This window comes from Campylobacter sp. MG1, from assembly GCF_026616895.1.
Lineage (GTDB): Bacteria > Campylobacterota > Campylobacteria > Campylobacterales > Campylobacteraceae > Campylobacter_E.
In genome coordinates, this window is sequence record NZ_JANYME010000002.1 from 95,492 (window position 1) to 109,403 (window position 13,912).

General features: G+C 26.4%; 12 protein-coding genes, 1 tRNA gene and 2 pseudogenes. 9 read left to right on the forward strand and 6 right to left on the reverse strand.

From position 1 onward, the window contains the following. The 9 genes from rpsG (at nt 1) to NY022_RS01985 (ending at nt 9,234) form a co-directional block, all read left to right on the forward strand. Nucleotides 1-471: a 30S ribosomal protein S7 gene (rpsG, locus tag NY022_RS01945; protein ID WP_214119742.1), complete on the forward strand. Its 471-nt coding sequence runs from the start codon at nt 1-3 to the stop codon at nt 469-471. 12 nt (nt 472-483) lie between these two features. After that, nucleotides 484-2,559 (forward strand): elongation factor G, encoded by a 2,076-nt coding sequence (fusA, locus tag NY022_RS01950; protein ID WP_267523320.1) that lies wholly within the window; start codon nt 484-486, stop codon nt 2,557-2,559. Between the two features lie 45 nt (nt 2,560-2,604). Next, a tRNA-Arg gene (locus tag NY022_RS01955) sits at nt 2,605-2,681 on the forward strand. 749 nt (nt 2,682-3,430) lie between these two features. Continuing rightward, nucleotides 3,431-4,579 carry an MFS transporter gene (locus NY022_RS01960; RefSeq protein WP_267523321.1) on the forward strand — a complete coding sequence of 383 codons (1,149 nt, stop codon included), beginning with the start codon at nt 3,431-3,433 and terminating at the stop codon, nt 4,577-4,579. A gap of 438 nt (nt 4,580-5,017) precedes the next feature. After that, entirely contained in the window at nt 5,018-6,163 is a 1,146-nt protein-coding gene (locus tag NY022_RS01965; protein WP_267523322.1) for an MFS transporter, read from the forward strand. A gap of 286 nt (nt 6,164-6,449) precedes the next feature. After that, on the forward strand, nt 6,450-7,790 hold the full coding sequence (locus tag NY022_RS01970; RefSeq protein WP_267523323.1) for a phosphoethanolamine transferase: 1,341 nt from the start codon (nt 6,450-6,452) through the stop codon (nt 7,788-7,790). A 68-nt stretch (nt 7,791-7,858) separates the two neighbouring features. After that, nucleotides 7,859-8,053 carry a 50S ribosomal protein L35 gene (rpmI, locus tag NY022_RS01975; protein ID WP_267523324.1) on the forward strand — a complete coding sequence of 65 codons (195 nt, stop codon included), beginning with the start codon at nt 7,859-7,861 and terminating at the stop codon, nt 8,051-8,053. Nucleotides 8,054-8,131: 78 nt separating this feature from the next. Beyond that, on the forward strand, nt 8,132-8,485 hold the full coding sequence (gene rplT, locus NY022_RS01980) for a 50S ribosomal protein L20 (protein ID WP_267523325.1): 354 nt from the start codon (nt 8,132-8,134) through the stop codon (nt 8,483-8,485). 116 nt (nt 8,486-8,601) lie between these two features. Next, entirely contained in the window at nt 8,602-9,234 is a 633-nt protein-coding gene (locus NY022_RS01985; protein ID WP_267523326.1) for a tetratricopeptide repeat protein, read from the forward strand. A gap of 35 nt (nt 9,235-9,269) precedes the next feature. Here the strand turns inward: NY022_RS01985 and NY022_RS01990 are convergent. The 6 genes and pseudogenes from NY022_RS01990 to NY022_RS02015 form a co-directional block, all read right to left on the reverse strand. Continuing rightward, a pseudogene (locus tag NY022_RS01990) lies at nt 9,270-10,520 on the reverse strand (hydroxylamine reductase); the annotation flags it as partial. Nucleotides 10,521-10,669: 149 nt separating this feature from the next. Beyond that, the gene (locus NY022_RS01995; protein ID WP_267523327.1) at nt 10,670-10,900 is read right to left on the reverse strand and encodes a tautomerase family protein; all 231 of its coding nucleotides are present in this window, start codon (nt 10,898-10,900) and stop codon (nt 10,670-10,672) included. After that, a complete protein-coding gene (gene aroC / locus NY022_RS02000) occupies nt 10,901-12,082 on the reverse strand; it encodes a chorismate synthase (protein WP_267523328.1) in 1,182 nt (393 codons plus the stop codon). Then, nucleotides 12,075-12,743, reverse strand: coding sequence for a ribonuclease III (gene rnc / locus NY022_RS02005; protein ID WP_267523473.1), 669 nt, complete (start codon nt 12,741-12,743; stop codon nt 12,075-12,077). Before rnc ends, aroC begins: the two co-directional genes overlap by 8 nt. Nucleotides 12,744-12,797: 54 nt before the next feature. Further along, a pseudogene (rnhA, locus tag NY022_RS02010) lies at nt 12,798-13,190 on the reverse strand (ribonuclease HI); the annotation flags it as partial. Continuing rightward, complete coding sequence (locus tag NY022_RS02015) at nt 13,187-13,894, reverse strand: tetratricopeptide repeat protein (protein ID WP_267523329.1); 708 nt, start codon at nt 13,892-13,894, stop codon at nt 13,187-13,189. The gene NY022_RS02015 and the pseudogene rnhA, both read right to left, overlap by 4 nt. Between the last annotated feature and the right edge of the window lie 18 nt (nt 13,895-13,912).

Sequence of the window (13,912 nt, forward strand, 5' to 3'; positions counted from 1 at the left end):
ATGAGAAGAAGAAGAGCACAAGTTAGAGAAGTTCTAGCTGATCCTATTTATGGTAGTAAAGTAATTACAAAATTTATTAATTCATTAATGTATGATGGTAAAAAATCTGTTGCTACTGAAATTTTATATGGTGCGATTGATTTAATATCGTCTAAAAATAGCGAAGTTAAAGGTATAGATGTATTTAATGATGCTATTGAAAATGTAAAACCTGTTTTAGAAATTAAAGCACGCCGTGTTGGTGGTGCAACTTATCAAGTTCCTGTTGAAGTTCGCCCTGTTCGCCAACAAGCACTAGCAATTCGCTGGATTATTCTAAACGCTAGAAAAAGAAGCGAAAGAACAATGATTGAAAAATTAGCAGGTGAGTTAATGGATGCAGCAAATAGCAAAGGTGCAGCATTCAAGAAAAAAGAAGATACTTACAAAATGGCAGAAGCGAACAAAGCATTTGCACATTATAGATGGTAAAAAGGAGTTAAAATGGCAAGACAAACTCCTTTATCTCGTGTTAGAAATATTGGTATTGCTGCGCATATTGACGCAGGAAAAACTACAACAACAGAAAGAATTTTATTCTTCACTGGAATTAGCCATAAAATCGGTGAAACTCATGAAGGTACAGCTACAATGGACTGGATGGAGCAAGAAAAAGAGCGTGGTATTACAATTACTTCAGCTGCTACAACTTGCTTTTGGAAAAATCATCAAGTAAATATTATTGACACCCCAGGCCACGTTGACTTTACTATTGAAGTTGAGCGTTCAATGAGGGTTTTAGATGGTGCTGTATCAGTATTTTGCTCTGTTGGTGGAGTTCAACCACAAAGCGAAACCGTATGGAGACAAGCAAATAAATATCATGTTCCAAGAATAGTATTCGTAAATAAAATGGATAGGGTTGGAGCAAATTTTTATAATGTTGAAGCGCAAATTAAAAATCGTTTAAAAGCTAATCCAGTTCCAATTCAAATTCCAATCGGTGCTGAAGACACATTCCGTGGTGTAGTTGATTTAGTAAAAATGGTTGCTTATGTTTGGGATGATGATAAAAAACCAACAGATTATACAGAAATTGAAATTCCAGCTGATTTAAAAGATAAAGCAGAAGAATATAGAGCAAAATTAGTTGAGGCTGTTGCGGAAACTGATGATACACTTATGGATAAATACTTTAATGGAGAAGAATTAACTATTGATGAAATAAAAAAAGGTATTAAAAAAGGTTGCCTTGATTTATCAATTATTCCTATGTGCTGTGGAACTGCATTTAAGAATAAGGGTGTTCAACCATTACTTGATGCTGTAGTTGATTATCTTCCAGCACCTGATGAAGTTCCTGATATCCGTGGTCAATATGAAGATGGAACAGAAGCAAATGTTAGATCAACTGATGATGGTGAATTTGCAGGACTTGCATTTAAAATTATGACCGACCCATTTGTTGGACAACTTACATTCATTCGTGTTTATCGTGGAAAACTTGAAAGTGGTAGTTATGTATATAATGCTACAAAAGATAAAAAAGAAAGAATTGGTCGTTTATTAAAAATGCACTCAAACAAGCGTGAAGAAATTAAAGAACTTTATGCTGGAGAAATTGGTGCTATCGTAGGTCTAAAAGATACACTAACTGGTGATACTTTAGCAAGCGAAAAAGATAAAGTTATCCTTGAAAGAATGGAATTCCCTGATCCTGTTATTAGTGTTGCAGTTGAGCCAAAAACTAAAGCTGACCAAGAAAAAATGGGTATTGCACTTAACAAACTTGCACAAGAAGACCCAAGCTTTAGAGTTTCAACTGATGAAGAAAGCGGACAAACTATTATTTCAGGTATGGGTGAATTACACCTTGAAATCATCGTAGATAGAATGCTTAGAGAATTTAAAGTTGATGCTGAAGTAGGTAAGCCACAAGTTGCTTATCGTGAAACAATCCGCCAAACAGTTGAGCAAGAATACAAGTATGCAAAACAATCTGGTGGTCGTGGTCAATATGGACATGTATTCTTACGCCTTGAGCCACTTGAGCCAGGTAAAGGATACGAATTCGTTAATGATATTAAAGGTGGGGTTGTTCCAAAAGAATATATTCCTGCAGTTGATAAAGGTATTCAAGAAGCATTACAAAATGGTGTTTTAGCTGGATATCCTGTAGAAGACGTAAAAGTCACACTATTTGATGGAAGTTATCACGAAGTTGACTCAAGCGAAATGGCATTTAAATTAGCTGCTTCAATGGGCTTTAAAGAAGGTGCCAGAAAAGCTGGTGCTGTAATACTTGAACCTATTATGAAAGTTGAAGTTGAAACACCTGAAGATTATATGGGTGATGTAATTGGAGATTTAAATAAACGCCGTGGTCAAGTAAATGCTATGGATGAGCGTGGTGGAAATAAAATTATTGCAGCATTCTGCCCACTTGCTGAAATGTTTGGATATTCAACTGATTTAAGAAGTCAAACACAAGGTCGTGCTACATATTCAATGGAATTTGACCATTATAGTGAAGTTCCAAGAAATGTATCTGATGAAATCATCAAAAAAAGAAATATGTAATACAAAGCTAGGGTCAAATTCCCTAGCTATATTTTAATATATAAAGTCCTCATAGCTCAGCTGGATAGAGCGTAGAATTCCTAATTCTAAGGCCACAGGTTCAAATCCTGTTGGGGACACCAGCCCCATTTTTTTCCTTTTTTTCTTACAAAATACGCTTTAAACAATTAAAACAATTATTTTCTTTAATTTATGATTTTTTATATTTAAGTTAGCTTATATATTTGTTTATTTTTGTTGTATTTTTTAGTAACATATATATAATAACTATAATTTTATCGTAATATTATAATCTTGCTGTATACCTTTTTATTTAATTATATTTATTATAAAAAAATCGTTTGAACTCTTAAAATACAATGTTTTAGCTTTATAACTTACCAATCTTATTATTAAAAAATTTTTGAAAATATTTTGGAATAAATGTTGTAATTTTGTTACTAACTAAGTCCTTAACATTCTATAATTAGTATAATTAAAGTAACTATTAATTATAAATGACTAATTTTTTAAAATTACTTGAGGGCAAATTAAAAATAAAATATAAATAGTTTAATTAATCAATAAAAATATTAAAACATAAATATTAAAAAAATATAAAATAAAAATTTATAATAATCTTTACGTTTACTTTAAACAAATTATAAATAATTAACCTACTTGTTTATTTATAAAAAACCTATTTATGTACCAATAATATTTTAAATTAATGAAAGATATTTTTATTTATAAAATATTATATTTTTTAAAAAATACTTTTATAAATAATTTTTTTATTATAAATACTAATAAATTTATTTAATTTTTAAGAATTATTTATTAGTTTTTTTAATAAAATAATTTAAATTTAAAATTACTTAAAAGTTATATTATGAGAAAACAATATTTTTTAATCAGCATATTTTGTGTTATTTTTATTTCACTAAACCTAAGAGCACCTATAACTATGATAGGTGGAGTATCTAATGATATTATCAACCACTTTAATTTAAATGACATAAACTATGGAATTTTAAATGCTTTACCATTGTTTTGCTTTTTTATATTCTCATTATTAAGCCCAATAATTCCTAAAAATAAAAGTATATTTATAGGCTTAATCTTACTTATGATAGGTCTTTTTTTACGCTCATATTTTGATGTAAATTTATTATTTTTAGGCACTTTTATAACTGGAATTGCTATGGCTATTTTAAATGTTTTAATACCAAGTTTTATTAAAAATAACTTTAAAAACAACACAGGAAGTATAATGGCACTTTACAGTATGTTCCTTACAATATCAGGTTTAATTGGAATTTGTACTTATAAAATTGTGCCTTTCGTTGGTCTTAATAACTCATTATTTATATGGATAATTTTTGCAATTATTGGTCTTATTTGTTATGTGCCATTTTTAAAAAATGGACGTTTTTTTAGAAAATTCAAAAATAGCAATATTAAAGATTATATAAAAATGTTTAAAAATAAAAATGCATGGTATATAACAGCTTTTATGGGGCTTCAATGCTGCCTTTATTATACAATAGTAGCATGGTATCCTATATTTTTAATGCAAAATATGAGCAAACTATACGCCAACAATGCACTTGTAATATTTCAAATCACAGCTATTATATCCGGATATTTTCTACCATTTATAATCACTAAAATTAAATTTAAAGCGACTTTTTTATTTATTAGCTTTTTTCTAAATATTATCGCATCTATTTTTATGATTTTTAGTTCAAATTTTTATATATTAATATCACTTGCTATTCTTTTTGCCATTCCTTGTGGTGGTGCTACTGGGGTAATTTTAGTTATGATAGCTCAAAAATCAAAAAACATTCAAAATACAATATATATAACATCAATGTCACAAGGTTTTGGGTATTTTTTGGCTTCACTCGGACCAGTAATTTTTGGATTTTTAAAAAATATATTTAATAACTTTTTATTTTCAAGTATTTTTGTTCTCATTTTAAGCATTTTATTACTAATTTTCACATTATTATCAAATAAAATTAAAGAAATTTAACTTTTATAATTATTTATAACTCTTTGATAATTCAAATCAACATATTCATAAAATAATTCTAAATTTATCAATATAAACATAAATCAAATAAAAAAAATACTTCATATAAAATACTAAAACTTTTTTGAACCTTTTAGCAAATATTTAAAAAAAATTATATGATAACCACAACTAAATCTAAAAATATAATTTTTAAAAATTTGATATTTTACCATCTTGTATAATGCAAAAATAAACTCTATTTCTTCATAAATTATTATGGTTATCAATAGAATAAATTTTTATAAAAGTTAGCAATACACAAACATATCTACTTAATAATATAGTTTAAAAATTTAATTAACCATAGCTTTCTTAATTTAATTTTAATTTTTTATGTATTTATTTTTATCAAAATAATCTTAATAAAAATAGTTTAAAATAATACTAGGAGATAAAATGAAAAAAGAATATTTTATAATGAGTATTTTATGTGTTATTTTCATATCATTAAATTTAAGAGCACCTATGAGTGTGATAGGTCCTATTGTTGATAATTTAATGTTTGAATTTAAATTAAATTCAACTCAAATAGGAATTTTAAGTTCATTGCCACTATTTTGTTTTTTTATATTTTCTTTAATAGCACCAATTTTACCTAGCACTAAAACTATGTTTTTTGGCTTAATTTTAATAATACTAGGACTTTTTACAAGATCATTTTTTAATTCATTTTTTTTATTTTTTGGTAGCATTTTAATAGGTATAGGAATTGCTGTTTTAAATGTTTTAATGCCTAGTTTTATCAAAAATAACTTTAAAAATATTAGTAAAATTATGGCTATTTATAGTGCTATTTTAGCATTATCAAGCCTTATAGGATTATTTGGGCATTATTTAATAGATTATATAAATTTAAGTGGAACATTGTTTTGCTGGGTAATTTTTAGTGTAATTGCTTTAATTTGCTACATACCTTTCATTAAAAATAAAAGATTTTTTAGAAAGCAAAACAAAAAAGATTTAAGAGATTTTTTAAAAATATTTAAAAACAAAAAAGCATGGGTTATAACTATTTTTATGGGGCTTCAAAGTTGTATATTTTACACAACAATTACTTGGTATCCTAGTGTTTTAGCGACTAGTATGAAAGAAAACACAGCTACAAATATAGTAATTTTATTTCAAGCCCTAGCACTAATTACGGCTTATTTAGTTCCTTATTACATGTATAAGTTAAAACATCAAAATATTTTCTTAGCTATAATTTGTGCATGTAATATAGTAGGATTTTTTATATGTTTAATGTATGAAAATTTTTATTTATTAATAATATCAGCAATTTTATTTTCTATTCCAATAGGTGGAATTTTTGGCATAGTTTTAACTATGATAGCTACAAAGTCAAAAGATACTAAAACTACTATATATCTTAGTTCAATGGCACAAAGCATAGGATATCTAATCGCTACATTTGGCCCAATAATTTTTGGATTTTTCAAAGATATATCAAATAACTTTAATTTTTCTATAATTTTTATGATATTTATTAGCTTTTTAATGCTAATTTTCTCCATATTTTCTAATAAAATAAAATATATTTAAAAGGATGTTTTTATGATAAATAAAAAAATAATTTTTATTTGTATAACTACATTTTGTGTTTTTATAATACCGGGGGGGGGTATTTACATTAATACAAGATGATTATAAATTTAGATTTGAATTAACTTTTTTAGCAGCTTTTATTCCAGCGTCAATAATACTTCCATTAGTAAAACCAAAACTTTTAGCTATTGTAATTTTGATATTTTTTTATGTTATAGAAACAATACAATTTTGCCACTATTTTTACTATAACGCTCCTTTAAATGTATTTTCATTGCATTTAATGTTTTATGAAGTTAAAGAAATTTTTGAAAGTGCTAGTGCGATGATTAGTAAAGGTGGAATTTTAGTATTGTTAATGGTATTTATTCCATATTTTACATTAATTATTTTATATATAAAAATAAAGCGTAAAACCACTTATATAGCAAGTTTTCTTATAATTTTAATACTTTTAATATTACCTTATAAAGCTATTTTTAAAACTCCTAGATTAGGAAATTTTATGCCAAGAAATGACAGCGTTAGTTTATTAAATTCACTTAGAACATTTACTGCGTATTTTTGTCTATACTTGCCAAAAAATAATAAAAATATAAAAGAATACAAAGAATATGAGATTATTTATTCTAAAGATGACAATCCTAAAAATATAGTTTTAATATTAGGAGAAAGTGTTAATGCTAATCATATAGGCTTATTAGGATATCATCGTAACACTACACCAAAATTACAAGATTTAGCATCAAATGATAAAAATTTTATAGCAAAAAAAGGATTTTCTAGCTCGGTTTTAACTAAGGTATCATTACCAATGTTTATGAATATTGCATATAATCACGACAATATAAAACATATCTTAAATGAAAATACACATCTTTTTAAATTAGCTAAAAAAGCTGGGTTTAAAACTTTTTATATATCAAATCAAACAGAAGCAGAAGCTAGTGCAATGGCACCAAATTATATTGATATAATTTTTACGAAAGAAAATTATTTATTAGAATCAGAAAAAATTGGTGATATGGTTTTATTAAAAAAATTTAATGATTTACAAGATGAATTTAAAAATGGTAAGAATTTTATAATAATACATCAAAGAAATGCTCATTCTCCTTATGAAAAAGGATATAGAGGATACAATCAAGCACAAGAATTTGACATAAATGACATAAAAAATTATAAAATTAATAGCTATGATAATGCAATGATATTTAATGATTACCTAATATCTAATATTTTTAAATTTTTTAAAGACAGAGTTAAGATACCTAGTTTTATAATATTTACACCAGATCACGGCGAAGCTATGGGTGAACTAGGTAAAAACAATAATCAAGAATATGGTCATGCGTTTTTAAGTGAAAATGTAGCAAATATTCCTATTTTTGCTAGTATTTATAATAGCGATGATTTAAATTTCATAAATAATATTAAAAATATCTCATATCCAACACATTATGAATTAGGATTAGAAATAGCAAAACTTTTAGGCTATGATATTAAAAATCCAAATTATATTAAGGATACATTTTATATAAATGGTGTAGATATTACGGGCAACGCTGGTTATATTGAGATTAAAAGAAATTCAAACAGCATCTCGTTTAATTACAAAGAATAAGCTATATATAAACTTTTTATGTTAGAATAGCCATTCTTTTTAACAAATTTCAACGAAAGGATAAGCTTATGCCAAAAATGAAAAGTGTAAAAAGTGCTTCTAAGCGCTTTAAAGTAGGTAAAAATAAAATTAAGCGTGGTTCAGCTTTTAGAAGCCACATCTTAACTAAAAAACCTGCAAAAAGAATGCGTGATTTAAGAACAGCTAAATTTGTTCATGCAACAAATGAAAACCGTGTTCTTAAAATGCTTTGTATGAAATAAGTTTTTGATTTTTAATCATTCATTACCCCCATTAAGGGAAAGATTTGCTAAGGCAAACGCCATTTAAAAGGAGATATTATGGCAAGAGTAAAAACAGGCGTAGTAAGACGCAGAAGACATAAAAAGGTATTAAAACTAGCTAGAGGCTTTTATAGTGCTCGTAGAAAACACTTCAGAAAAGCTAAAGAACAATTAGAAAGAAGTTTGGTATATGCTTACCGTGATAGACGTCGCAAAAAAAGAGATTTCCGTCGTTTATGGATTATTAGAATTAATGCAGCTTGTCGCTTAAATGATTTAAGTTATTCAAGATTTATGAATGGTCTTAAAAAAGCTGGTATTGAACTAGATAGAAAAGTTCTAGCTGATATGGCTATGAATGACGCAGCAGCTTTTGCTAAAGTTGCAGCAGCAGCTAAAAAAGCTTTATAATTTTTCCTAGCTTAGGCTAGGGATTTCTTAAAAATTAAAAATAAATTTAATTATTAAAATAGTCCTACTATTTAAAAAAAATTGTTAAAATTACTAACTTTTAAAAAGGAGTTAGTATGAAAAAATTATTATTTTTAATACCTACAATTATGCTTTTTGCTAATAATTGTAATACATTAAAAGAGTGTACAGATAAGGCAAATTTTTATCATTTTGATAAAGAAGATGACAAAAACGCAGCTAATTATTACAAAGTAGCGTGTGATAAATTTAGCGATTATATATCTTGTAAATCGTTAAGTGATATCTATAAATATTCTCAAAATAACCGCAATGAAAAATTAGCTGGAATTTATCAAAATCAAACAATAAAGTTAGTAAAAGAACAATGTGAAAATAATAATGCAAGTGCGTGTTATGATTATGCAAATTTTTCTGAAGTAAAATACGCAAGCACAAAAAATTATAAAGAATTATATAAAAAAGCCTTTAATTTATATAAAAAAGAATGTGATAATAAAAACTATTCATCTTGCTATTTTTTAGCAAATATGTATTTTAATGGAACTGGCACCGAGATTGATGAAAATAAAGCATTTGAAATTTATGAAAATGCGTGTTTAAATAAAGATGGTAAAAGTTGCTATGAGATAGCGCAAAATCATAAAAATAAATATTTAGAAAATTTAAGAAATTCTTGTCAAAATAGCTTTGAAGAAGCTTGTAAAGAATTAGATAATATTAAATAATTAGTGATTTTATCCCTATTATAGGGATAAAATTTATTTGATAAATAAAATTCTAAATCTTTTTTGTAATCTTCGCTAATTAATCTTAAATTAAAATTATCTATCAAAATTTTTAAAATTTCATCATTGAAAAATTCAATGAAACTAGGTCTTACATTTATATTTTTGATACCCAAACTAAACAACGCTAATAAATTACCACAGCTTTTTACTCCATCCATATAAGAACAATATAAGTGGTAGTTCATTAAAAAGAATTTTTGTAGCCTCACTTAATGCTAAAACTATTTTTACAGCACCATTACTATCGTTATATTGCCCTAAATCTATGTATCTTGGAATATTTGCACCGTTAATATTACCAAAATCTACATCATTAAATTTACCACAACTTGAGGTTAAAATTACACAATCTTTAGACAAATTAATAGCTAAATTCCTGTAATAATCCCTACCATTTCAAAGTGTATCGTAACCTGTAATTACAAAAAAAATTATGAATTTTACCAACCTTAAGTGTGTCTAAATTTCTCCTGTCATAGGTAAAATCACCTTACAATGTTCTCGGTCGTTAAAACCTCATCGTTATTAAAATTGTAATTTTAGGTAATGTCTTTTTAATAAGTGTCGAAAAATAATTTTCACTAATAATCAACACCATCAATTCCAGCTATATCATAAACAAAAATTCTATCACTATACTCGCAGTTTTTCTTAAGTGAAACAATACAATTTGTTGTCATTAAAATAGCACCCTTAAATTCATTAAATAATTTAGTTTGACATACCAAGCCTTACTAATATTTCCCTTTAAATTCGGGTATTTTTTAGTTCAAGGTAGCCGTCTGAGTGAGTATAAAGATTAATGCCGGTATCTTTTGTTTGATCTAGATAATTTTTAAGTGCAAAAAGATTATGTCCGCTTACTAAAATCGCCTTTTCACTAGCTTTATTTTAGCTAACCTTAGTAATACTAGGAATTCAAAAAATTTTCGTATGAGCTTCACTCAAAATATCCATAATTTTAACACCAGCTAAACTTATTTTTAATAATTAATATATACTCGTATAAATTAAAATTTGAGTTTGTCAGTGTAAAATACAAAGTATCAACAATTACACTATCTACAACACTAGTATCAGCACCTAATTCATTTGCGTGGTAACCTTAAAGCACTCATTCAGTTAAGACCGAAAATCATACAATCTTGCAAATTTGCTAATGTGCTATTTTTCCCACAGGTACCTTGAATTTGTCAATTACTACCACAATCATCAGCACTCATCTTGCACTAATGACAAAACATTAAAATTCTATTTTATTAAATCTTCTCATATTTAAAAATCATAAATAATAAAAGATGATTTGAATTAAGATAAAGTTTATATTTAATTAAGCAATTTTAAATTTTACTAAATTTAAAATTGCAAGTTTTTATTCGTCTTTTAATGTGTAATTATTTATAAACTCAGCATTTTTTATACGCTCAACGCTATTTCCAGCAAATCCTATGTGATTAGGATTAATCTCATCTAGCATTACTACTATTCTCTCACGCTTTTTACCTAATTTTGTTTCAAAATAATCGGTTAAATCAGCGATGATTTCTTGGCATTTTTCATCATCTGGCATAGGTGACGCAAGTCTTACATTAATTATAGGCATTTATTCTCCTTTGTAAATTTTTTTAAGATTTTCTATTTTAGCACATGAATTTAACATTAAAAAATCAGCCAAAATAAAACTTAACATTGATTTTAATATCACACAAGCTCTAACTCCAACGCAAGGATCATGTCTTCCGACTAGTGTATCTTTTACAATTTTTAAATTTTTATTTATCATTGATTGTTCTTTAAAAATTGATGGCGTAGGTTTAAAATGCACCTTAATATAAATAGTCTCGCCAGTGCTAATTCCACCCATAATTCCACCACTAAAATTATTTTTCGTATGCAAAAATAAAGGTTTTTTAGGATTAGCGTTAGCATAAGAAAAATTTGAAATTTGAGTATTTGTTTTAAAAATATTTGAATTTATTTGTTTTTTTTCGCAATTTGTAACGCATAAAAATTCATCATTTGCTACCGAACCATTCATTTTAGCTAAATCTTTTCCAGCACCAATTTCAACGGCTTTTACAGCATTTAACCCCATAAATGCACTAGCGATTTTTGCATCTAATTTATCATATAATGTCTCTCCCAAACCAGCAAAAACACCAAATGCAGCTACACTAATACTAGCCCCAACGCTATCATGCTGTTTTTTTGCTCTAGTAATTTCATCAATAAACATAGATACAAAACCTAAAGCGTTTAAATCCTCACTTAATGCCTTTTGATATTCACTTTCGCTAAATTTAAAACCATCAAGACTAATCCCACCTACAGCACATAAACTTGCATAGGTTCTAATATTAAATTCTTTTAAAATAAAATCAGCAAAAGCACCAGCAATAACCCTTGCTACGCTTTCTCTAGCACTACTCCTGCCGCCACCTCTATAATCAAAATTTTCATATTTTGCAAAATAGCTAAAATCAGCATGAGCTGGGCGAAAAATTTCCTTATAATCCTTACTTCTAGCATTATTGTTTTCAACAATTACGCAAATAGATGCACCTGTACTAACACCATTAAAAACCCCGCTTAAAATATTTATCTCATCAGCTTCTTTTCTAGGCGTTGATAAAGCACCACCACCTTGACGACGCTTAAGTAATAAATTTATATAATCTATATCAATTTTTATACCAGCTGGATAATTATCAATTAACACCCCTATTGCTTTTCCGTGACTTTCACCAAAGGTGCTAAATTTTAAAAATGTTCCAAAACTATTCATCCTCTAACCTTTCAAGTGCTAATTGTGCTGCTAATTGTTCTGCTTCTTTTTTGCTATTGCCAAATGCTTTCGTATAGAGTTCATTATTCAAAAACAACCCTATTTCAAATCTTTTTTTATGATCAGGCCCACTTGTATTAAGAATTTTATATTCTGGAGTCTGTGCCATTATTGATTGAGTTTTTTCTTGTAATTTAGTCTTATAATCTTTAATTAATTCTATATCAATTACAGGAAAGACTTCATTAATAATATTTGTAGCAACTTTACATGCTATTTCATAACCACTTTCTAAATAAATAGCACCCATAATAGCCTCGTATGCATCTGATAATAGACTTGGCTTTTGTCTACCTCCATTATTTTCTTCTGAATTTGATAATAACAAATATTGCCCTATATTTAGATATTTTGCAATTTTTGCAAACGACTTTTCATTAACTAAAGCTGCTCTTAACTTGCTTAAATCACCTTCACTAAAATGTCCAAAATCCATATATAAAATATTTGCTACAACCAAATCAAGTACAGCATCGCCTAAAAATTCAAGTCTTTCATTATGGATTTTACCGTAACTTTTATGTGTTAATGCTTGGGTTAATAAATTTTCATCCTTAAATGTATATCCTAATCTTGTTTCTATTTCTAAATATTTTTTAATTTTTTCTTGTTTTTCAATTTGTATATTATTTTCATGTTTTAAAGCTTGTTCTCTTGCTAATGTATCACAAATCTCATTATATTTATCACCATTATGTGCCTTTATCCATACTGCATTAATTTTATGAATTTTACTAACTTCTAAATATTTTTTCCAAAGTTCCACATTCATTTTACCTTTAAAATCTATTTTAACCCAATTACTAAGCCATTCATTAATGCCACGAACAACATATTGACTATCGCTATATAAGGTAATATCACATGGCTCATTTAAATCTAAAAGTGCATTTATACAAGCACTTAATTCCATAATATTATTTGTAGTATTTTTTTCACCACCACTATTTTTTACAACTTCATTATCATCTAATCTAATCCAAGCCCAACCACCAGCACCTGGATTTTTAAGACAACTCCCATCTGTATAAATAGTAATTTTTTTCATAATTTTATCCTTAAATTTACTTGCATAGTATCACACCTAAAACATTTATGGCAAAATGGCGTATAAAATAAAGAATTAGCCGAACAATTCTTACACAAAAAAAATTGTTGGATATTTTCTTTTATAACAATTTCATCATTTATTTTAATAATTTTATCATTTAAATTTACAATCTTTGTTTGATAATTTTCTATAAATTTCAAATCTTTTTCATAATTTCCCAAAATACAAAGTGATTTATAAACTTCCCTACAATTTTCAAAATCATTAAATTTAAAATACACATAAGCAAGACATAATAATGATTTCTCATCTCTAGCTCTAGATTTTAATATTGTTAATAAAATTTCTTTTGCATCATTTAATAATCCTAATTTTAAATTACACTGTGCTAATAAATATAATAAGTCTTTATTGTTTGGAATTTCTTTTAATATAAAAATTAAAATCTGTTTGCATTCTAAAAACATTGATGCTTTAAAAAATGTATTTGCTAAGTTTATATTTTCTTCTAAATTTAATTTTTTTAAAAATCCATCTTCTTTGTTTTTTAAATTTTCTAAATATTTTTTAATGTTCTTATTAGTTTTATTTTCTTTTAAATTTGAAAAAATTAATTCAGCTAATGCAATTATTAAAACTAAAGAAATTAAAACTAATATTCCAAAAATAGGATTTTTATAATAACTTAAAATTAAATCCACCTATATCCTTTTTTAATG